The sequence below is a fragment of the Mesorhizobium sp. P2_D6 genome (genome assembly GCF_056404315.1).
The window spans coordinates 42,973-63,661 of the sequence record NZ_JBFUEG010000002.1 but is presented as its reverse complement, the minus strand read 5'-3'; the positions used below and the strand labels follow the sequence as shown (position 1 = coordinate 63,661).

The window sequence follows — 20,689 nt, the reverse complement described above, 5'->3', positions numbered from 1 at the left end:
CTGAATGGATTCGGTGATCTGCGCGACCCCGCGCCGTGTGCGTGCTTCGTAAACGTGAATGCGTCTTCAAGTTCGGCCGCTGGTGACCCCAGCATCCGGGCTCAAGAAAAGATTCCGGCCATGACATACAACCAAAGCATCCAATGAGCAGTTCCGCCGCGCTTCTGCAATCCGAAACATTAGGTTCGCGCCTCGCGTCCCGCGGCGATCTCACCTCCTTTTTCATGCAGCTTGCCGCCGAGATCGGCGCCGACAGCTACATGCTCGTCGCCATCGTCCACGACCAGGACCGCAACGACGCCCGCATCGTCTCCTCCAACTGGATCTTCGACGCCATTGAACTGATCGGCAAACGGCTGATCGCCGGCCTCGCCCAGGGACCGCTGACCGTAGCGCCCGGCATTCGCCCGAAGCCGCTGCTGGCTGCCGAAGCGCCCAAAGCCGGCGGGCTGCTCACCGGTGAGGAAGCACGCCTGCTAGACGTGCTTGGCCATGCGGAAGTCTATTCGCTGCGGCTCAATGTCGGCCGCCAGCGGCTGTTTGCCTTGTTCTCGGCGGCCGAGGCCGGCAAAATCGACCAGCCGGCGCTGATGAAGGCGCAGCTGAAGTGCTGCTATGCGCTGTCCACCATTCCGCAATTGGTCGCCGCCGCCGCCATGCAGGATCCGCTGTCCGACCGCGAGCGCGAATGCCTGTTCTGGGTGTCGGAAGGCAAGACCACCGACGAGGTCGCGGTCATCCTTGGCGTCTCGTCCAACACCGTCAACAGCTACATCACCCACGCCATCCAGAAATTCGCGGCCTCGAACCGCGCGATGGCCATCGCCACGGCGATCAGGAGCGGCATCATTTGAAACACGCTGACATCAAGGCGGCGGCCGAAGCCCTTTTCAACGAGCAGCGCAATCCATTCGGCGCCTTCTCCATCGGTTCCGAAACGCATCATGCCGTCACCATCCCCGACGCGGTGCGCCGCTGTCGCTGGATCGCCGTCGACATCAACGCGTCGGCCTTCGGCCTCTACTTCGTCAGCCCTTCGCCGGAGCGGGCGCGTCTGGTGCCGAGCTTCGATTCCGACTATCCCGCTACCGCTGTCGCGACCAAGTTCATCGCCGGCGCCAATGGCGAGGAGATGGTGCGCCACAGCGGCACTTCCACGGCGCCGCGCTGGTGGGCCGATGACGGCATCGCCGGCTCGGACGCCGTGTTCCAGAACCTCGCTTGGACGGAGCGCGCAGCCCCCCTGGCGCCGGGCACCAACGGCATTGCCTTTCCCGTCCATGCCGATCGCGGCCATTGCGGGCTGGTGGTGTTCCTCGGCTCGACGATCGCTCTGCCGGAGGACATGCTCTACGAAATCCACGCCCGCTGTTTCTCGCTGTTCGCCGCCGTCGCCCGCATTCGTCCGAGCGATGCCAGCCGGATGCGCTCGATCTCCAAGCGCGAGCTGGAGTGCCTGAAGCTGACCGCCAACGGCAACACCAGCGAGGAGATCGCCAGGCTGTTGAAGCTGTCGGTCCACACCGCCAACCAGTATCTCACCCAGTCGACGCAGAAGCTCAACGCGGTCAACCGCAACCAGGCGGTGGCCAAGGCGCTGCGGCTGGGCCTGATCGAGTGACGCCCGCCTACCTTCAGGCTGGCGTGCTCAAACGATTGGGATAACGGACAAAAAATCAGCGATAAGCGAGCGGCTCGGTTCTCCGGATGCGCGCCTCTTCGATCACCGTTTCCAGCAAGGCGGTGTTGTGCTCGGGGTCTTCGCCGGGCTTCTCGAACGACACATAGTTGACGGCGACCGAAGACCTCTCTTCGCTCAGCGTCAGCTGGAAATAGACGGTCACACCCGGCGGCCTGAGCTCGAGGTCGAGCACGATGCGCGGGCTGCCGCTCCAGTCGACATGCGCCTCACCGCCATGGCCGAGGCGCAGCGTACCGGGCAGGAAATAAAGCTCCACCGCCGAATCCACGAGATCCGACAGGCAAGCGAAATGCTCGAGCCGGATGAAGGCGATGTAGTCGGCGACATCGATCAGGCGCAACTCGTCCACCACCTGCTCGATAGCCTTGGCGACGATGAGTTCGCGGGATTTCGCGTGCGGTTGGCGGTTCATGAAATTTGTCTCCGCTCAGCCTTTTTCGAGTAGACGATCCGCACCAGTTCGGCGACGGCCTGGTAGAATTGCGACGGGATCACGCTATCAACCGAAACTTGCTTGTACATGGAGCGGGCGAGCGCCACGTCCTCGAAGATCGGGATGTTGTGCTCCTTGGCGATCTCGCGAATCTTGAGCGCCACCAAGTCCTGGCCCTTGGCCAGCACCACGGGCGCCGAATCCTCTTCGCGGACATATCTGAGCGCGATCGAAAAGTGCGTCGGATTGGCGATGATCAGCGTCGCGCGCGGCACCGCCGTCATCATCCGCTTGCGCGCCCGGTCGCGCGCCAGCGAGCGCAGCCGCGACTTGATGATCGGGTCGCCCTCGGACTGCTTGAACTCGTCCTTGACCTCCTGCTTGGTCATGCGCAGATCCTGCTTCCAGTGGAAGCGCGACCAGACCACGTCGACAGCCGCGATCAGTCCCATGACGAAGACGATCGCCACCAATATGTCGACAGTGATGCTTTTGATGACGAGGCCGAAAGCGACGGGGTTGGTGATCATGCCGGCCAGGAGCTGGCGGTAGTCCTGCGATAGCGTGAAGTAGAGCACGATACTGGCGAAGCCGAGCTTGCCCAGCGATTTCAAAAATTCGACCCAGCCCTGAATACCGAACGTCCTGGTCCAGCCCTTGGCTATCGAGATGCGTGATAGCTGCGGCCGGATCCGCTCGCCGACGAATTGCGGCATGTTCTGCAGCACCGAGGCGCCGATGCCGGCCACCACCAGCAGCACCAGCAGGCTGACAACGGCACGGCCGATCTCCATCATCACGGTCTTGTAGAGCGCGATGACGTCGGTCTCGGTGTCCATCGGCCACGCCTCTGGTTTCTCCAAGAACATGGACAGGAACATGCCGAGATCAACGACGGCGTCCTTGGCGTAGAAGACGGTGAACACCAATATGGCGATGAAGGACGCCAGAAGGGCCGCTTCCCGCGAATGGGGCAGCTTGCCCTGTTCGATGGTGTCGCGGATCTTCTTTTCCGTCGCGTCTTCGGTTTTGGAGTCTTTGTCCGCCGCTTCAGCCATTTGGTGTCAGCCGCCTTGAGCAATTCCAGGAAAAGTGTGAGCGGTTTTCCCGGGAAAAGCGCGTAGCGCTTTCCCTGGGGAATTGCGTGAAAAAAAGAGACAGACCGTTAAGCCGCTTCGCTCTGCTGCGACGAGGGCAGTTCGAAAGCCCCCTCGCGCGAAAGCCGGATTGTCGCCACTGCAATGTTCTTGCGCGCCGCCATGATGTCGGCAAGCTGGATGCCTTCCGAGCCCTGTCCGAGTTCCGACTCGATCATGCGCCGCGACCGGGCGCCGATTGCCGACAGCACCGACTCCGTCAATGCGGGCGGCGCGCCGCGCAGCGCCAGCGTGATCAGTTCGGTCGACAGCCCGTCGAACAGAAGCACTCTCGCCTTCTGCGTCAGCAGCGGCAGATCGTCGAAGGCAAACAGCCTGGAGCGGACGCCGCCGAGGTCCGGCGTGCCGGCCTCTTCCAGATCCTGCATGACCTCTTCCAGCTGCGGCTTGTCCATTTCGTTGAGCACACTGGCAACGCGCGCCTGTCCCGCCGAGATGTCCTTGGTCGCGGTCTGCGCCAGCACGCTGGCGCGCAGCTGGTTCTCGATGATCCTGGTGGCCGCGTCGGGAATGGTCGCCATCGTCACCATGCGCTTGATGATCTCGCTGCGCATCGGCTTTTCCATGGTCAGCAGGATGTTGGCGGCAGCCTGCGGCGCAAGCTTCGACAGCACCATCGCCGCGGTCTGCGGATGTTCGGCGGCAAGGAAGGTGCCGAGCCGTGTCGGTTCGAGCTTTTCCAGCTCCGGCCAGATTGGCGGCGGCCCCTCCGGCACGACCTCGAAGCGCTTGTCGCCCATGATGGCGCTCATCTCTTCGGGCGACAGCGATTCATTGAGGATGGTGTCCATCCGGTCAGCGGAATCGAGCAGGCCGGCGCCCTCGGTGAATTCGGCCTCGAATTCGGCGACGATGCGTTCGAGATCGCTCTGCGGAATGGTGCGCAACAGACGCGCCCCTTCGATCAGCGCCTTCAGCTCTTCCTGCTTGAAGAACTTCAAAAGCCGGCTGGCCGACGGCTTGCCCATCGCCACCAGGATGGCGGCGGCCTTTTGCGGACGCGTGAGCGTCACCGGCGTCGTCATGGCATATGCTCCGATCGCTGCTGAGACCGCATGTCGTCTATCCCTTTGGAGCAATTCCAGGAAAAGTGTGTGCGGTTTTCCGTCCGGAATTGCGTAAAAACAAATACTCTATGCGCTCTTGCTGGCCGCGATGATTTCGGTCAGCCTGATGCCGAAGCGCGACGGATCGCTTTCCAGCACGGTGATCTCGCCACGCGCGATCTTGCGGCCGTTGACCACCACATCGACGGGTTCGCCGATGCGCCGGTTCAGCGCCACCGTCGAGCCCTTCTGCAGCGCCATCAGGTCCGACACCGGCATTTCCGTGCTGCCGAGGATGATCTGGACATCGACCGGAATGCTCATGATGATGTTCGAATTGCTGCCGGACATCGCGGCCCGCAAGGCGGCGTCGGGGCGCTTTTCCTCCTCCTGGAGGACGCCGCGCAATTCCTCGATGGCGCGGTCGAGCTGTTCGTCCGGCTGGTCGATATCGGCTTCCACCTTGGTCTTGGCCATACGTCGTCTCCAAATGCTTGGGTTTGCCCGGCGTCAGCCCGGCATGAGCCCATCGATAAAATCCTGACCGGCATCGTAAGGGTGCCTGATCCGGACGGTGTAATTCTGCCCGAGTTTGCCGAACTCGCACACAAACAGCGTCTTATCGCGCGCGCTCAGCTTTGCGTGCGACTGCGCCGTTTCCTCGAATTCGATGACCTGGCCCGGCTCGAAGCCGGCGAGATCGCCGAGCGTCAGGCGTGCCAACGGCATGGTCGCTTCGAGTGTGACCGTCGAGCGCATCACCTCTTCCGAAAAGCGTGCCCGCCAGTCGGAGGTCGTGCCTTCGCTGTCATGGACATCGGCGATGCCGCGGGTCGCCAGCAGGATGCGCTGCGGGATCATCACCGTGACCGTACCGCTGTCGGTCGGCGTCGAGATGCAGAAGACGATGCGCACCGCCGCGCCATCGCGCAGCACACGGCGTTTGGCTTCGCTGCCCGAAAGCGCCCGCGGCACCGGCAGTCGCAGTTCGAGCGAACGCCGCCCGGAACCGTTCAGCGCCTGCGCAACCTCCTGGAACACCGTGGTCGCCACATCGGTTTCGATCTGCGACAGAGCGCGCTCGATCGGCGAAACCGGCTGATCCGGATCACCGCCAAACAGCGCGCAGACCATCACCGCGATGGCCGGCGCATCAGCCACCAGGGTCATCGCATCCGAGGATGTAGGCGATGCTATGATGGTCATGGCGAAGGCATCGCCGGCATGCGCGCGCGCATCCGGCACGCGGCTGATCTCGACCGCGCGCAGGTCGACGGTCACCGGAGCGCCGAGCTCGCCGGCCAGGCTCTTCTGCAACAGCGGCACCGCGCGCTCACCCATCGAGCGCCCGGTGCCGATGACATGAGCGGCCTCACCGCTGTCACCGACCAGGCGCTCGATGATCAGCGAGCGGGCTTGCGAGGGGCTGCCAGGACTTGTCATGACGGCGCGCGGTCCTGTCTGTCGTCATGCATGGCTCAGGCCGCTTTCTTCTCGGCGGAGGCTGTGTTCATCGTGCTCTGCTCGACGGCGTCGATGGTCGGCCGCTCATAGGACGAGATGGTCTTGCGGCCGAACTCGATCGCCACCTGCGGCAGGGCGCCGTTCATGTAGGCGAGCAGCGTCTGCTTGACGATGATGTAGAGGCGGTTCTTCTTCTCGCGCACCGTCTTGATCTTGGTGGCGACCGGCCCGACCACGGCGTAGGACAGGAAGATGCCGAGAAAGGTTCCGACAAGGGCGGCGCCGATCAGACCGCCAAGGATTTCCGGCGACTGGTCGAGCGCGCCCATCGCCTTGACGACGCCGAGCACGGCGGCGACGATGCCGAGCGCCGGCAGACCGTCGCCCACCGCCACCAGCGCATGATAGGCCTTCATCTTGTCGGACTTGATGGTCTGGATTTCCTCGTCCATCAGCGCCTCGATCTCATGCGAGCGCGCGTTGCCGATGATGATGATGCGGCAATAGTCGCAGATGAAATGCGTCAGGTCGTGATTCTTGAGCACGGTCGGGAACGCCTGGAAGATCGCTGACTCCTCCGGATTGTCGATATGCGCCTCGACCTCGCTGCGGGATTTCGAGCGCAGTTCGCGCATCAGGCTGTGCAGGACGCCTAGCGTCTCTAGATAGTCGCGCTCCTTCGGCACCGCCTGCTTGAAGGCTTCGAGAATGCCCTTGCCGGTGTCCTTGACCGTCTTCATCGGGTTGGCGACGAGGAAGGTGCCGAGCGCGGCGCCGCAGATGACCACCGCTTCCCAGGGCTGCATCAGCACATGCAGATGGCCGCCCATGGCCATGAAGCCGCCGAGAACACAGCCGAGCGTCACCACAAGTCCGATCAGAATGCCCACGCCAGATCCTTCCGCATCACGTCAGACCTAACCGATAGCCCCCGTGCCTTGTGTGAGGCTTGAATCACGCATGGCGAACCGATTCAGCCTCGCGCAAGCAAGTCCGCATACTCTGACTCTGAAGCTGCGACCGGAGGCATGTCGTGTTGAGCACTTTTACCAGCTACCAGCTCATCGCCAGGGATATTCCCAAGGCGATCGACCGCATCGAGGCGGACCCGGTCACCAAGCGCGACACCGACTACTATCTCGCCAACATCGGCAGCGTGAAATCGATCGACGATTTCGTCAAAAACACCCGTCTGTTCACCTATGCCATGAAGGCCTTTGGCCTTGGCGACATGGCCTACGCCAAGGCCTTCATGGTCAAAGCCCTGAAGGAAGGTGTCTCCGACTCCGATAGCTTCGCCAACAAATTGACCGACAAGCGCTATGCGGAGTTCGTCACCGCCTTTAACTTCGCGGCCCTGGGCGCGGACGCCACCAGCTACAGCCCCGCTCAGCAGGGCGTGACCAAGAATTACGCAGCGCAGGTGGGGCTCGGCTCGTTCCAGAACGGCTACAGCTATTACAAGGGCGAAACGTCCAATTTCATCAGCAATATCTCCAAGGTCAAATCGATCGACGATCTGATGGGAGACAACCGGTTGCTTACCTACGCCATGGCCGCATTCGGCCTTGACGCCGAGGCCGAGCCGCCCGCTACCGTACGGGCCATGCTCGAGGGCGGTGTCACCGATCCGGACAGTCCCGCGAACAAGTCGATCAACAAGGGTTACGCGGCTTTTGTCGCTGCCTTCGATTTCGTCCAGTATGGCGATCAGGCGACATCGCGGGACGCGGTTCAAGTGGCGATTCCCAAGGCGGTGATGGCCGGGACCGGGCTGGTTCTGGTGAAACCGACCGCGCAGTACATCAAGGGCGAAGCCGACTATTACGCGGCAAACATATCCAAGGTGAAATCGATCGACGATCTCATCAAGGACAAGCGCCTCTTGACCTTCGCCATGGCCGCTTATGGCATCGATGCGTCAACCCAGACGCCGAAGCAGATCCGCACCATGGTCAATGGCGGCGTCACCGATCCGTTCAGCCCGGCCAACCTGCAGACCGACAAAAGCTACGCCAACTTCGTCCGCGCTTTCGATTTTGCCCAGTATGGCGACCAGACAACCACGCGCGACGCGGTAACGAAGGACACGCCAAAGCTCTACACCGGTCTGTCTACCCTCGGTCTCATCTCGCCGAACGCCGATGCCGTGCAGGCAGAAACCAATTACTACAACGCCAACATCGTCAAGGTGAAATCGATCGACGATCTGATGGCCGACGGCCGGCTCTACAATTATGCGCTGTCGGCAAGCGGAATAGATCCGGCAAGCGTCAGCAAAGACCTGATCCGCAGGGTCCTGGAAGGCGGCGTCAGCGACCCGGACAGCGTCGCCAACAAGGCCACCAACAAGGCCTTTGCCAGGCTCGCCACGTCGTTGAACTTCGAGGCTTACGGAGAGGCAGCGACCACCCGCGTCGCCTCGCAGCAGCCGGTGATCGACAAATACATGCGCCAGACGCTGGAAGAGGATGCGGGCAAGACCAATGAAGGCGTGCGGCTGGCGCTCTATTTCGAGCGCAAGGCGCCCACCATCACCAATTGGTACGACGTGCTGGCCGACACGGCGCTGGCCAGCGTGGTACGCACCGCGATCGGCCTGCCCGATTCCTTCGCCACCGCCGATATCGACAAGCAGGCGCAGGCCTTCGAGGCAAAACTCGACCTCACCGACTTCACCGACCCGGCCAAGCTCGACAAATTCCTGACCCGCTTCACCAGTCTGTGGGAAATCAACCATCCGACTTCGACCGCCCAGACATCGATCGGAGTGCTGTTTGCCCAACCGACCACCGTCGGCATCTCGACCGATCTGATGATGGCCATGCAGAAACTGAAATTCTGAGAGCACCATGCAGGACAGTCTTTACGTCGCCCTTTCCTCGCAGATCGCGCTCGAGCGCCGTCTCGATACTATCGCCGACAATGTCGCCAACGCCTCGACCATCGGCTTTCGCGCCACCGGTGTGAAGTTCGAGGACGTCGTCTCCGGCAGCGGCCCCAAATCGGTGTCCTTCGCCTCCTCCGGCAAGACCTATTTGTCCGGCGCGCATGGCGCGATGACGCAGACCGGCAACCCGTTCGACTTCGCCGTCCAGGGCGATGCCTGGTTCGGCATCGACACCCCGGCCGGCACCGTGATGACGCGCGACGGGCGTTTTTCGATGAACGAGAACGGCGAGTTGATGTCGCTCGAAGGCCATCCGGTGCTCGACGCCGGCGGTGCGCCGATCCAGCTCGACCCGCGCGACGGGCCACCCAAGGCGGGCGCCGACGGTTCGCTGCGCCAGGGCGACAAGCTCGTCGGTGCCATTGGCCTGTTCAATTTCGACCCAGGCCCGAATTTCGTCCGCTACGGCAATTCGGGCATCGTTCCCTCACGCGCGCCGGAGCCGGTCACCGACCGCTCCGATCTCGGCGTCGCGCAAGGCTTTGTCGAGGAATCCAACGTCAATCCGGTGCTCGAGATGACGCGCCTGATCATGGTTCAGCGCGCCTTCGAGAACACGGCGGCGCTGATGCGCCAGACCGACGCCTCGACCGACGACGCCATCAAGACGCTCGGCTCCAAGTCGTAGCGCATGTCGAGCCCGCAATCATCGATACGTGCGCTTGAACGGCAGCCGGAAGCAGCACCGGAAAACCGGCTGGCTGCGCTGGAGCGGATCTGGCGCCGGTTCGACGATACCGAAACTCTGCTGCGGCGCGGCGGTCGCGTCGCCGAGGTTTCGCCGACGCACTACAAGGTGCGCGGCCTGTCCGAAGTCGCGAGGCTCGGTGACCTCGTCGAGCAGCGCGGCCAAGCCGGCACGCGCCGCGGCGAGATCGTCAGGATCGGCCGCGACGAGGTGGTCATCGCGCCTTTCGAACGCAGCGCCGATGCCGGCATCGGCGACGCCGTGTTTCGCCGCGGTCCGCTGGTGGTGACGCCACACGCTTCCTGGCGCGGACGCGCCATCGACGCGCTGACCCGCGCCATTGATGGCGGTCCGCCGCTGATCAGGAACGGCGAGGCGGCAAGCGGCGACGGCACCACGCCCGGCGCCATGGCGCGGCAGCGTGTCGGCACCGCCTTCACTACCGGGGTCAAGGTCATCGACATCTTCACGCCGCTCTGCTTCGGCCAGCGCCTCGGCGTCTTTGCCGGTTCCGGCGTCGGCAAGTCAACGCTGCTCGCCATGCTGGCCGGCGCCGATGCTTTCGATACGGTGGTGGTGGCGCTGATCGGCGAACGCGGCCGCGAGGTGCGCGAATTCCTCGAAGACACGATCGGCGCGCAAAGCATGGCAAAGACGGTCGCCGTCGTCGCCACCAGCGACGAGAGCGCCATGATGCGGCGGCGCGCGCCGGACACCGCCATGCGCGTCGCCGAGCATTTTCGCGATCAGGGCCACCGTGTGCTTCTGGTGCTGGATTCGATCACCCGTTTTGCCCATGCGCTGCGCGAAGTGGCGACCGGCACCGGCGAGCCGCCGGTGGCGCGCGGCTATCCCGCTTCCGTCTTCACTGACCTGCCGAAGCTGCTCGAACGCGCTGGACCCGGCGCTGAAGGCCCAGGGGTTAAGGGACAAGGATCCATCACGGCCATCATCTCGGTGCTGGTTGACGGTGACGACCACAACGACCCGGTCGCCGATTCGGTGCGCGGCATTCTCGACGGCCATGTCGTGCTCGACCGCACGATAGCCGAACAGGGCCGCTATCCGCCGGTCAATCCGCTGTCGTCGATCTCGCGCCTCGCCGACAAGGCATGGAGCCCCGAGCAGCGCATGCTGGTGACGAGGCTCAAGTCGATGATCTCGCGCTTCGAGGACACGCGCGACATCCGCCTGCTCGGCGCCTACCAGGGCGGCGCCGATGCCGAACTCGACATTGCGGTGCGCCAGGTGCCGCTGATCTATGAAGCGCTGACGCAGTCGCCGAAGGACCGCGCCTCGAGCGACGCATTCTCCGACCTCGCCCGTCATCTGAAAGGCAAGCAAAGTGTCGATGCCGGAGACTGAGCGCCAATACACCGAGCGGCTTTTGCGCGAGATGCTGGCCGAGGCCACCGCCGCCGAAGAAGCCAGGGCTGACGAAGCAAGGGCTGCCAAGGCGAAAGCTGATCGCGCCAAGGCAGCCAAAACCGCGGCCGCATTGGCCAGGGCGGCCAAGCCACCCTTGCCGAGACTGGTCCAGCCTGCGTTGCGCAGCGTGCCCGAACCTGCCTTGCTCGGCTCGCCCGAGGTTACCTCGCCGAGCGTAGCCAACCTTGCCCTGCCCGGCATGGGCGAGCCATCCACACCCAGCGCGCTCAGGCTTGCCTTGGTCGGTGCACCGAAGGCCGCCTTGCGCGCTGTGTCCAGGCTTGCATCGGGCAGCGCGAAACTTATCTCGAGCAGCGCGTCCAAGGCGGCGTCGCGCAAAGCGGCCAAGTCCGCCTCGCGCAAAATGGCCAAGCCTGCTCCAACCGGCGAGACCAAACCCGTATCGATCAGAACAGTCGAACCTGCACTGCGCGATCTCAGCAAGCCTGCCTTCCCCGAGGTGGCCAGACCTGCTCCGCCCGCTTTCGCCAAGCCGCCACCGCCCAAGGCTCCGCATGCCGAACTCAACGAGGCGATCGCGGCTAGCCGTGACTCGCTTCTCGACGGGCTCTTTCCCGACGTCGACTGGCCGCAGCCGCCAAGGGCGCAGTTTCCCAAGGTGAAAAAGAACGCTGACCGCCGCAGTGATATCGTCTTTGCCGCGATCGGCATCACGCTCGGCCTGATCTGCGCGCTGTTTCCCTGGTATATCTTCTTCAATCAGGACCAGTTCGGCGTGCAGGCGATCAAGTTCGGCGGCAGCGGCACCAATGCCGGTCGCGTCAGCGGTGGCTCCCAGATGGAAAATTCCGGCCAGCCGCTGACGGCGAACGATGTACCCGATGTCGACCTGTTCGCCACCGGCACGCTGCAGGATCCCGAGGACAAGACACGGGCTCCGGGCGTAGACGAGCAGCCCTTTCCGGCCGACCCAAAGTTCCGCATGGTTCATGTCGCCAATGGCCGCGCCATGATTGAGGACGACGCCGGCCTGTGGATCGTCCAGCGCGGCTCGAAGCTGCCCGACTCCAGCGTGGTCTCGTCGATCGAGCAGCGCGGCGGCAAATGGGTCATGGTCACCAGCACCGACCAGGTGATCGAACTCTCCAAATAATCGCACGCTCCAGCTGCGGCACGGGCCGGCCCGCGCAAGGTCCGCGCAAGACTGGCGGCCTAGTCTGGTGCGTACCAGCCTGGAGATCCCCATGGAGCCCGTCAACCTTTTCGATCTTGCAGCCAAGCAGTCGCAATGGCTGTCCGTGCGTCAGTCCGCCATTGCCGGCAACATCGCCAACGTCAACACGCCGGGCTACACCGCCGGCGACGTCGAGCCGTTCGAGAAGGTGCTCGACCGCACGGCGGTATCGCTGACGGCCACCCAGGCCGGGCATCTCGGCACCGCCGCCCCCAATGCCGGCTTCACGGTCAAGCCCGAAGAGACGACCGGCGCCATCATGCCGTCGAAGAACACCGTGGTGGTCGAGAACGAGCTGATGAAAGCCGGCGAGGTCCGCCGCTCCTTCGAGCTCAACACGGCGATCGTCAAGGCCTTCCATTCGATGATGATGATGGCGGTTAAGACCTGACCATGGACGCGCTCACCGCAGCCCTCAAGATCGCCGCATCCGGCCTCGGCGCCCAGTCGGATCGTTTGCGCGTGGTCTCGGAAAACCTTGCAAACGCGCAGTCGACCGGCAACACGCCGGGCGCTGACCCCTATCGCCGCAAGACCATCAGCTTCGTCTCCGAGCTCGACCGTGCCTCCGGCGGCACGATGGTCGAGGTCAACTCCATCGACCGCGACCCCAGCGACTTTCCCGTTGAATTCCAGCCCGGCAACGAGGCCGCCGACGACAAGGGCTACGTCAAGATGCCCAACGTCAACGTGCTGGTCGAGATGGCCGACATGAGCGAAGCCAACCGTTCCTACGAAGCCAACCTTCAGGTCATCAAGCAGGCGCGTGATCTGATCTCCATGACCATCGACCTGATGAGGAACCAGTAATGATCAGCGGCATTGGCGGTATCGGATCGCTTCCACTGAAGCCGGAGATCGGCGGCACTGACGCCGCGACCGACCTGTTTCAGGGCACCACGGCGCCAATGGCTGGCGGCGAGATCGGCGGCACCTTCGCCGAGGCGCTGAGCCAGGCCGCTTCAAAGACCGTCAACACCTTGCAGAATGCCGAGCAGGTCTCGATCCAGGCGCTCAAGGGCGACGCCGATACCCGCCAGGTCGTCGACGCCGTCATGAGCGCCCAGCAGGCCCTTCAGACCACGATCGCCATCCGCGACAAGGTCGTCTCCGCCTATCTCGAAATCAGCCGTATGGGCATCTGAGGAGACTTGCCGTGAAAGCACTCGCCATTGCAGCGACCGGCATGAACGCCCAGCAGACCAATCTGGAAGTCATCGCCAACAACATCGCCAACATCAACACCACCGGCTACAAGCGCGCGCGCGCCGAATTCTCCGACCTGCTCTACCAGGTCGACCGCACGCAAGGCGTGCCCAACCGCTCCAATTCCTCGCTGGTGCCGGAAGGCGTCTCGATCGGCCTCGGCGTCAAGACGACGGCGGTGCGCAACGTCCATACACAGGGCGAGCTTACCTCGACCGGCAACAGTTTCGATATGGCGCTGACCGGCCGCGGCTGGTTCCAGATCGAGGGCGCCGACGGCGGCACGCTCTACAGCCGCGCCGGCGCCTTCAACACCAACGCCACCGGCCAGCTGGTGACCGTCGACGGCGCCAATGTCATCCCGGCGATCACCGTGCCCGTCGATGCCATCGAGGTCGTCGTCAACAAGACCGGCCAAGTTTTTGCCCGCATCGACGGCCAGACCGATCTCCAGCTGCTCGGCCAACTGCAGCTCGCCAACTTCGCCAACGAAGCGGGCCTCGCGCCGCTCGGCGACAATCTGTTCCAGGAAACGCCGGCCTCCGGCCCGGCCAATGTCGGCGTGCCCGGCGATCCCGGCTTTGCCACGGTCGAGCAGGGCTATCTCGAGGCGTCCAACGTCGATCCGGTCAAGGAAATCACCGAGCTGATCTCGGCGCAGCGCGCCTATGAGATGAACTCAAAGGTCATCCAGGCCGCCGACGACATGGCCTCGGTCGTGTCCAAGAACATCAGGTAAGGTTTGATGGTCTCTCCGGCCTCCCGCTTAGCACTTTGCCGCACCGCGCTGATCCTCGCGCTGGTGGCCGGCGGCATGCCGGCGTTGGCACAGGAGCAGATCAGCACCCAAGTCGTCAGCAGCCAGACAACCGGCGAAGTCGTGTTGATCCCCAATCGGGTCATCTATCCCGGCGAGATGATCGACACCGGCGCCTTGAAGCCGGTGACGCTGCTGCCCGGCAAGCACAGGCCGGACGCGGTCGCCACGCAGGCCGAGGAACTCCAGGGCAAGGTCGCCAAGCGCACGCTGCTGCCCGGTCGCTACATTCCGGTCGCAGCCATCCGCGATGCCTGGCTGGTCGAACAGGGCGCTGCCGTGCAGGTCTATTTCATCGCCGGCGACCTCACCATTTCGGCCACGGCGGTGTCGCTGCAGCCGGGTGCTGCGGGCGATCTGATCAAGGTCCGCAACACCGACAGCGGCAAGATCTTTTCCGGCACGGTGATGGCTGACGGCACCATCCGGGTCAGCGCTTCATGAGACGCGGACCTGCCCTTCTGCTCGCGGCCATTCTTGGCCTGCAGCCGGCGCTGGCCGACGGGCTTACGCCGAAGCAAAAGCGCGACCTTGCCGGCCAGAATGGCGGCGTCTTTGTCGACCCCGAATACGACCCGGCCACCACCAGCCGCATGTTCAGGGTGTCCAACGGCCCAAGCTCGCTGCCCCCCGGCCAGGTCGCATCGCGCATCAAGGACATCGCGCAGCTGCAGGCCTCGCGCGACAACCAGCTCGTCGGCTACGGCCTCGTCATCGGCCTCGCCGGATCGGGCGACAGCCTGCGCAATTCGCCCTTCACCGAACAGTCGATCCGCGCCATGCTGGAAAATCTCGGCATCGCCACGGAAGGCGGCAGCGCGCGGGCCAAGAACGTAGCCGCCGTCATCGTCACCGCCAACATGCCGCCCTATGTCCAGTCGGGCGCCCGCATCGATATCGACGTCTCCTCCATGGGCGACGCCACCTCGCTTGCCGGCGGCACGCTGGTGATGACGCCCCTGAAGGCGGCCGACGGCGAAATCTACGCGGTCGGGCAAGGCTCGGTCATCGTTTCCGGCTTCACCGCCCAGGGCGACGCAGAAAAGCTGACGCAAGGCGTGCCTACGGCCGGCCGCGTGCCCAACGGCGCCATTATCGAGCGCACGGTGCGCGCCGAGTTCGAAGACCAGTCGCTCCTCACCTTGCAGCTGCGCAATCCGGATTTCTCCACCGCCGTTCGCATCGCCGACGCCATCAACGGCTACACCTCGCAGCGCTTCGGCATGCGCGTGGCGGCCGAGCGCGATGCGCGTACCGTGCAGATCAGGCGACCGAAGAATGTTTCTGCGGCGCGCTTCTACGCCGAGATCGAAAACCTGGTCGTCGAATCCGACACACCGGCGCGGGTCGTCATCGACGAGCGCACCGGCACCATCGTCATCGGCAACGAGGTCAAGATCTCGCGAGTGGCGATCAGCCACGGCACGCTCACCGTGCGCATCACCGAGCAGCCTAAAATCGTCCAGCCCGAACCTTTCTCCAAGGGCGTGACCGCTGAGGAACCCTTCACCACCATCGAGGCCACGCGGCCCGATGCCCGCGTCGCCGTGCTCGACGGGCCGAACCTCGAAACGCTGGTGTCTGGCCTCAACCGTCTCGGCGTCAAGCCGGACGGCATCATTGCCATCCTGCAAGGCATCAAGTCGGCCGGCGCTTTGCAGGCCGATCTGGTTCTCCAATAGGCCATGCCGATGATGGATTTCCTTTCCCGAGAGCATCGCCGCAACGCCGCCCTGGCAGCTTGCGCCATCGCCACGCTTGTCTCAGTCATGCCCGTTCGCGCCGAAGAAGCGGTGCGGCAGGTTTTGCCCGGCGCACAGGCGCCCGCTGCACCTCAGCAGCTGGTTCGCGAGAAAGCGCCGGACGAAAGCGAAATCCAGCGCTTCTGCTCCAACATTGCCGACGCCGCCCGTGACCGCCGCTACTCGCTACAGGCCGAAGAGCTGAAGCAACTGCAGGCCGGCATCGACCAGCGCATGAAGGCGCTGGACGAGAAGCGCGCCGAATACGAGCAATGGCTGAAGCGGCGCGAAGTTTTTCTGGCCCGCGCCGAGGACGGCGTCGTCAAGATTTATGCCGGCATGAAACCGGATGCCGCGGCCGAGCGCCTTGCCATGGTCACCCCCGATCTGGCCGCCGCCATCCTGATGAAACTCGATTCGCGCAAGGCCGGCGTCATTCTCAATGAAATGGACCAGAAGGCGGCGGCCACGCTTACCGGCATCATGGCCAGCGCGGCCCGAAGGGTAGATCCGTCATGAAGTTGCAGTTGCTCGTCCTGGTCGCCGCCGCAGCACTGTCCAGCTGCGCCGTCGACCCAAAGGAGATCGGCAGGGAGCCGGCGCTGTCGCCGGTCGGCACCGGCATCACCGGCAGCGTCAATGCGCCCTATTCATACCCGGAAGAGCCGCGGGCGCCGGTCAAGAAATTCTCGCTATGGGACGATCGGCAGAGCCGATTGTTCACCGATCCCCGCGCGCTGCGCGACGGCGACATCCTGACCGTCAGGATCAAGCTCAACGACAAGGCCAACTTCAAGAACCAGAACGACCGCAGCCGCACCGCCGCGCGCAAGCTCGGCTATGACGTCAAACTCGGATGGGAGGATGCCAGCACCAGCGGCAAGGGCGACGCCGGCTTGAGCTCCAGCACTGAAACCAACGCCGACGGCGAAATCAAGCGCTCGGAAAACCTCGAACTCAATGTCGCCGCTGTCGTCACCGAAGTGCTGCCCAACGGCAATCTGATGATCCGCGGCTCGCAGGAAGTGCGCGTCAATTACGAGCTCAGGGTGCTGACCATTGCCGGCATGGTGCGCCCCTCAGACATCGGTGCCGAAAACACCATCTCCTACGAACGCATCGCCGAGGCGCGCATCTCCTATGGCGGCCGCGGCCGCGTCAGCGAAGTCCAGCAGCCGGCTTACGGTCAGCAGATCCTCGACCAAGTCCTCCCCTTCTAGGTCAGGAGAACGGCGCCGTGGCAAATGTCGAACAGGTCCAGCCCAAAAAGGGCCCATCGCTTGTCATCCAGCTGGCGATGCTTTTGGCGGTGACGGGCGCTGCCATCGGCATGGGCTGGGTCTCCGGCGGCTACCTGAAGGGCGTCGGCGGACCGGTGCCGGTGCCGGCCGCACCCGAGAACCAGTCCAACGCCGAGCAGCCGAGCCCGGCCGCCGAACATGCGCCGGGCACCGGGCCGATGCTCGTGCAGCTGGCGCCGATCACCACCAATCTGGCCGCGCCGGCCGATATCTGGATAAGGCTGGAAGCCTCGGTGGTCTACGATGCGCCGCAGCCGCCGGAGCTCACTGAGAGCATTCACCAGGACCTGCTGGCCATGGTCCGCACCCTGAAGATGCATCAGATCGAAGGCGCCAGCGGCTACCAGCATTTGAAAGCCGACCTCGAGGAGCGCGCAGCGATCCGCAGCGGTGGCCATGCCAAACAGATTCTGATCAGGACATTGCTGCTCGAATGAGAAAACTCATCCTCGCCGCCGCGATCGTCGTTGCTGCCACTTCTGTCGCCGCTGCCCAGCAGCTCGACCTCGGCGGCATCGGCAAGGCCGACGGCGCCACCGTCGGCTATATCATCCAAATGTTCGGCCTGCTCACCGTGCTGTCGGTGGCGCCGGGCCTGTTGATCATGGTGACGAGCTTCACCCGCTTCGTCATCGCCTTCTCGATCCTGCGCGCCGGCATCGGCCTGCAGTCGACGCCGGCCAATCTGATCCTGATCTCATTGTCGCTGTTCATGACCTTCTATGTCATGGCACCGACCTTCGACCAGGCCTGGAACACCGGCGTCAAGCCGCTGATGGACAACCAGATCAGCCAGACCGAGGCGTTCGAGAAGATCTCGGACCCGTTCCGCACCTTCATGCTGCACAATGTCCGCGACAAGGATTTCGACCTGTTCGCCGATCTCGCCCGCGAACGCGGCCAGGTGGTTGCCAAGGAAACCGTCGACCTGCGCATTCTGGTGCCGGCCTTCATGATCTCCGAAATCCGCCGCGGTTTCGAGATCGGTTTCCTGGTCGTGCTGCCGTTCCTCGTCATCGATCTGATCGTCGCCACCATCACCATGGCCATGGGCATGATGATGCTGCCGCCGACCGTCGTTTCGCTACCCTTCAAGATCCTGTTCTTCGTCCTCATCGACGGCTGGAACCTGCTGGTCGGCAGCCTGGTGCGATCCTTCACCTGACCGCACGCGACCCTGCGTGGCTCCCGGCTAAAAGTTTACGCAATATATTTCCGGTTAACCGTCCCGTTTAGCCCTTTGGTAGGGACTTGCCCGCATATTGCTCGCAGATGGCGGGTGATCGGGTTTCACGATCATTGGCATGATGCCGCTCCGTCATACCGGAAAAGCCGGTATGCAAAAAAACACCCTGTAAAAATCAAGGTACGAGTAGCCATGTCCAGTATCATGACGAACGCCGCGGCGCTGACCGCGCTGCAGAGCCTGAACAGCACCAACAAATCCCTCGAGCAGACGCAGGCCCGCATTTCGACCGGCTACCGCGTCGCCACCGCTTCCGACAACGCCGCTTACTGGTCGATCGCGACCTCGATGAAGTCCGACAACAAGGCGCTTTCGTCGGTTCAGGATTCGCTCGGCCTCGGCGCCGGCAAGGTTGACACCGCCTACACCGCCATCAACGACATCAAGGACCAGGTCGACCTGATCAAGTCCAAGCTCGTCACCGCTCGCGGCGCCTCGAAGGAAGACCAGCAGAAGATCGCGACCGAAATCAACGCCATCCAGGCGCAGATCAAGTCGTCGGTGACCAACGCCAACTTCGCCGGCTCGAACCTGCTGCAGACCGACGGCGCCGCCGCCTCCGACCTGAAGATCGTCGCTTCCTACAACCGTACCGGCGCGACCGTCACCATCGACACCATCGACGTCAAGGCTGCCGACACGCAGGTTCTCGACGTCGCCGGCACGGGCGGCATCGTTGGCGGCCTGCTCGCCACGGCTTTCTTCGATCCGAGCACCACGGCGGTTGCCGCCACCGCAATCGACACGGCGCTCGGCACCGTTGAAACGGCGCTCGCCAAGCTGTCCACCGGCGCTGCCTCGCTCGGCGCCGCCAAGTCGCGCATCGACACCCAGAAGAGCTTCCTGTCGAACCTGTCGGACTCGATCGACAAGGGCGTCGGCGCTCTGGTCGACGCCGACATGAACAAGGAATCGACCCGTCTGCAGGCTCTCCAGGTCCAGCAGCAGCTCGGCATCCAGGCGCTGTCGATCGCCAACGGCAACTCGCAGTCGATCCTGTCGCTCTTCCGCGGCTGATCTCTCGACTTTACGACTGACAAGATCCGATCGGGCCGCGCCAACAGCGCGGCCCGATCTCTTTTTTGTGGCTGTTGATTTTCTCTTTGGATGGCGGCCGATTTTGCTTTTGGCCAACGCCCGGATTGGCTTGTTTTAACAGGCCATTAACCATATCCCGCTAGTCATGGTTAACCATACCATGGCGGGCAGACCAGACGGTCGATGGGCTTATGCCTACCCCCTGATGAAGTTGATCCGGCGTGTACGGGACACGCCAGTTTTTGAAAAGGGGTAGATATCTTGGCAAGCATCATGACCAACGCTTCGGCGCTGACCGCGCTGCAGAGCTTGAACAACACCAACAAGCAACTCGAAATGACTCAATCGCGCATTTCGACCGGCTACCGCGTCGCCACCGCCAGCGACAACGCCGCCTACTGGTCGATCGCGACCACGATGAAGTCCGACAACAAGGCGCTTTCGGCCGTTCAGGACGCGCTCGGCCTCGGCGCCGGCAAGGTCGACACCGCCTACACCGCCATCACCGACATCAAGGACCAGGTCGACCTGATCAAGGCCAAGCTGGTTACCGCACGCAGCGCCTCGAAGGACGACCAGCAGAAGATCGCGACCGAAATCAAGGCCATCCAGGACCAGATCAAGTCGTCGGTCACCAACGCCTCCTATGCCGGCTCGAACCTGCTGCAGAACGATGCTACCGCAGCCTCCGACCTGAAGATCGTCGCTTCCTACAACCGCACCGGCACGACCGTCGCCATTGACACCATCGACGTCAAGGCTTCCGATACGCAGGTTCTCGATCTCGCCGGCACGGGCGGCATCGTCGGCGGCCTGCTGGCTGCGACCTTCTTCGATCCGAGCACCACCCAGGTCCTCCCGGCTGCCATCGACACTGCACTCGGCGCTGTTGAAACGGCGCTGGCCAAACTGTCCACGGGCGCCGCCTATCTCGGCGCCGCCAAGTCGCGCATCGACACCCAGAAGAGCTTCCTGTCGAACCTGTCAGACTCCATCGACAAGGGCGTCGGCGCTCTGGTCGACGCCGACATGAACAAGGAATCGACGCGGCTGCAGGCCCTCCAGGTCCAGCAGCAGCTCGGCATCCAGTCGCTGTCGATCGCCAACGGCAACTCGCAGTCGATCCTGGCGCTGTTCAAGCAATAGGCCTGACCCGGTTTTCCTTGCCTTCGAATTGAAGGGCCGCGCCAACGGCGCGGCCCTTTCGCTTTGCGGCTGTATTTGATGCATGTCGTTGGCCCGGAACCGCTGCACACTTCCGGGCGACATGCTTTAT

Annotated in this window: 24 protein-coding genes; 18 read left to right on the top strand and 6 right to left on the bottom strand. The window is 63.6% G+C overall.

Features of this window, described 5'->3' with window-relative positions; genetic code table 11:
- Window positions 1-143 precede the first annotated feature (143 nt).
- Window positions 144-854, top strand: coding sequence for a helix-turn-helix transcriptional regulator (locus tag AC1D1L_RS03445; RefSeq protein ID WP_436261194.1), 711 nt, complete (start codon window positions 144-146; stop codon window positions 852-854).
- The gene (locus AC1D1L_RS03440) at window positions 851-1,621 is read left to right on the top strand and encodes a helix-turn-helix transcriptional regulator (protein WP_477338846.1); all 771 of its coding nucleotides are present in this window, start codon (window positions 851-853) and stop codon (window positions 1,619-1,621) included. The genes AC1D1L_RS03445 and AC1D1L_RS03440 overlap by 4 nt, the downstream gene beginning before the upstream one ends.
- Window positions 1,622-1,676: 55 nt before the next feature.
- Here AC1D1L_RS03440 and AC1D1L_RS03435 read toward each other — a convergent pair whose 3' ends face one another.
- From AC1D1L_RS03435 to motA, 6 genes are all read right to left on the bottom strand, one after another.
- Window positions 1,677-2,114: a hypothetical protein gene (locus AC1D1L_RS03435; RefSeq protein WP_112559347.1), complete on the bottom strand. Its 438-nt coding sequence runs from the start codon at window positions 2,112-2,114 to the stop codon at window positions 1,677-1,679.
- Window positions 2,111-3,193, bottom strand: a complete 1,083-nt coding sequence (gene flhB, locus AC1D1L_RS03430) for a flagellar biosynthesis protein FlhB (RefSeq protein ID WP_477338844.1) — start codon at window positions 3,191-3,193, stop codon at window positions 2,111-2,113. The genes AC1D1L_RS03435 and flhB overlap by 4 nt, the downstream gene beginning before the upstream one ends.
- Window positions 3,194-3,300: 107 nt before the next feature.
- Window positions 3,301-4,317, bottom strand: a complete 1,017-nt coding sequence (locus AC1D1L_RS03425; protein WP_477338842.1) for a flagellar motor switch protein FliG — start codon at window positions 4,315-4,317, stop codon at window positions 3,301-3,303.
- Window positions 4,318-4,425: 108 nt separating this feature from the next.
- Window positions 4,426-4,815 carry a flagellar motor switch protein FliN gene (gene fliN / locus AC1D1L_RS03420; RefSeq protein ID WP_436261197.1) on the bottom strand — a complete coding sequence of 130 codons (390 nt, stop codon included), beginning with the start codon at window positions 4,813-4,815 and terminating at the stop codon, window positions 4,426-4,428.
- Between the two features lie 33 nt (window positions 4,816-4,848).
- Window positions 4,849-5,781: a FliM/FliN family flagellar motor switch protein gene (locus AC1D1L_RS03415; protein ID WP_477338840.1), complete on the bottom strand. Its 933-nt coding sequence runs from the start codon at window positions 5,779-5,781 to the stop codon at window positions 4,849-4,851.
- Window positions 5,782-5,816: 35 nt separating this feature from the next.
- Window positions 5,817-6,692 carry a flagellar motor stator protein MotA gene (motA, locus tag AC1D1L_RS03410; protein WP_112559342.1) on the bottom strand — a complete coding sequence of 292 codons (876 nt, stop codon included), beginning with the start codon at window positions 6,690-6,692 and terminating at the stop codon, window positions 5,817-5,819.
- 143 nt (window positions 6,693-6,835) lie between these two features.
- Here motA and AC1D1L_RS03405 point away from each other — a divergent pair, with 143 nt between their 5' ends.
- The 16 genes from AC1D1L_RS03405 to AC1D1L_RS03330 all read left to right on the top strand — a co-directional run bounded on the left by AC1D1L_RS03405 (window position 6,836) and on the right by AC1D1L_RS03330 (window position 20,559).
- Window positions 6,836-8,647, top strand: coding sequence for a DUF1217 domain-containing protein (locus AC1D1L_RS03405; protein ID WP_477338838.1), 1,812 nt, complete (start codon window positions 6,836-6,838; stop codon window positions 8,645-8,647).
- Between the two features lie 7 nt (window positions 8,648-8,654).
- Window positions 8,655-9,380 carry a flagellar basal-body rod protein FlgF gene (gene flgF, locus AC1D1L_RS03400; protein WP_112559340.1) on the top strand — a complete coding sequence of 242 codons (726 nt, stop codon included), beginning with the start codon at window positions 8,655-8,657 and terminating at the stop codon, window positions 9,378-9,380.
- A 3-nt stretch (window positions 9,381-9,383) separates the two neighbouring features.
- Window positions 9,384-10,805: a flagellar protein export ATPase FliI gene (fliI, locus tag AC1D1L_RS03395; protein ID WP_477338836.1), complete on the top strand. Its 1,422-nt coding sequence runs from the start codon at window positions 9,384-9,386 to the stop codon at window positions 10,803-10,805.
- Complete coding sequence (locus AC1D1L_RS03390) at window positions 10,792-11,982, top strand: hypothetical protein (protein ID WP_477338834.1); 1,191 nt, start codon at window positions 10,792-10,794, stop codon at window positions 11,980-11,982. The genes fliI and AC1D1L_RS03390 overlap by 14 nt, the downstream gene beginning before the upstream one ends.
- Before the next feature lie 91 nt (window positions 11,983-12,073).
- On the top strand, window positions 12,074-12,454 hold the full coding sequence (flgB, locus tag AC1D1L_RS03385) for a flagellar basal body rod protein FlgB (RefSeq protein WP_477338832.1): 381 nt from the start codon (window positions 12,074-12,076) through the stop codon (window positions 12,452-12,454).
- Window positions 12,455-12,456: 2 nt separating this feature from the next.
- The gene (gene flgC, locus AC1D1L_RS03380) at window positions 12,457-12,873 is read left to right on the top strand and encodes a flagellar basal body rod protein FlgC (protein ID WP_142865957.1); all 417 of its coding nucleotides are present in this window, start codon (window positions 12,457-12,459) and stop codon (window positions 12,871-12,873) included.
- Window positions 12,873-13,208, top strand: a complete 336-nt coding sequence (fliE, locus tag AC1D1L_RS03375; RefSeq protein WP_203278535.1) for a flagellar hook-basal body complex protein FliE — start codon at window positions 12,873-12,875, stop codon at window positions 13,206-13,208. Before flgC ends, fliE begins: the two co-directional genes overlap by 1 nt.
- Before the next feature lie 11 nt (window positions 13,209-13,219).
- The gene (gene flgG, locus AC1D1L_RS03370) at window positions 13,220-14,008 is read left to right on the top strand and encodes a flagellar basal-body rod protein FlgG (protein WP_112559336.1); all 789 of its coding nucleotides are present in this window, start codon (window positions 13,220-13,222) and stop codon (window positions 14,006-14,008) included.
- Between the two features lie 6 nt (window positions 14,009-14,014).
- Complete coding sequence (flgA, locus tag AC1D1L_RS03365; protein WP_477338829.1) at window positions 14,015-14,530, top strand: flagellar basal body P-ring formation chaperone FlgA; 516 nt, start codon at window positions 14,015-14,017, stop codon at window positions 14,528-14,530.
- Window positions 14,527-15,768, top strand: a complete 1,242-nt coding sequence (locus tag AC1D1L_RS03360) for a flagellar basal body P-ring protein FlgI (RefSeq protein WP_477338828.1) — start codon at window positions 14,527-14,529, stop codon at window positions 15,766-15,768. Before flgA ends, AC1D1L_RS03360 begins: the two co-directional genes overlap by 4 nt.
- A 3-nt stretch (window positions 15,769-15,771) precedes the next feature.
- Window positions 15,772-16,347 (top strand): MotE family protein, encoded by a 576-nt coding sequence (locus AC1D1L_RS03355; protein WP_477338826.1) that lies wholly within the window; start codon window positions 15,772-15,774, stop codon window positions 16,345-16,347.
- Window positions 16,344-17,048 carry a flagellar basal body L-ring protein FlgH gene (gene flgH / locus AC1D1L_RS03350; protein ID WP_477338824.1) on the top strand — a complete coding sequence of 235 codons (705 nt, stop codon included), beginning with the start codon at window positions 16,344-16,346 and terminating at the stop codon, window positions 17,046-17,048. Before AC1D1L_RS03355 ends, flgH begins: the two co-directional genes overlap by 4 nt.
- A gap of 17 nt (window positions 17,049-17,065) precedes the next feature.
- Window positions 17,066-17,566, top strand: coding sequence for a flagellar basal body-associated FliL family protein (locus AC1D1L_RS03345; protein ID WP_477338822.1), 501 nt, complete (start codon window positions 17,066-17,068; stop codon window positions 17,564-17,566).
- Window positions 17,563-18,294, top strand: a complete 732-nt coding sequence (fliP, locus tag AC1D1L_RS03340; protein WP_477338820.1) for a flagellar type III secretion system pore protein FliP — start codon at window positions 17,563-17,565, stop codon at window positions 18,292-18,294. Before AC1D1L_RS03345 ends, fliP begins: the two co-directional genes overlap by 4 nt.
- 213 nt (window positions 18,295-18,507) lie before the next feature.
- Window positions 18,508-19,392, top strand: a complete 885-nt coding sequence (locus AC1D1L_RS03335; protein ID WP_477338818.1) for a flagellin N-terminal helical domain-containing protein — start codon at window positions 18,508-18,510, stop codon at window positions 19,390-19,392.
- A 282-nt stretch (window positions 19,393-19,674) separates the two neighbouring features.
- Window positions 19,675-20,559 (top strand): flagellin N-terminal helical domain-containing protein, encoded by an 885-nt coding sequence (locus AC1D1L_RS03330; protein ID WP_477338816.1) that lies wholly within the window; start codon window positions 19,675-19,677, stop codon window positions 20,557-20,559.
- Window positions 20,560-20,689 lie beyond the last annotated feature (130 nt).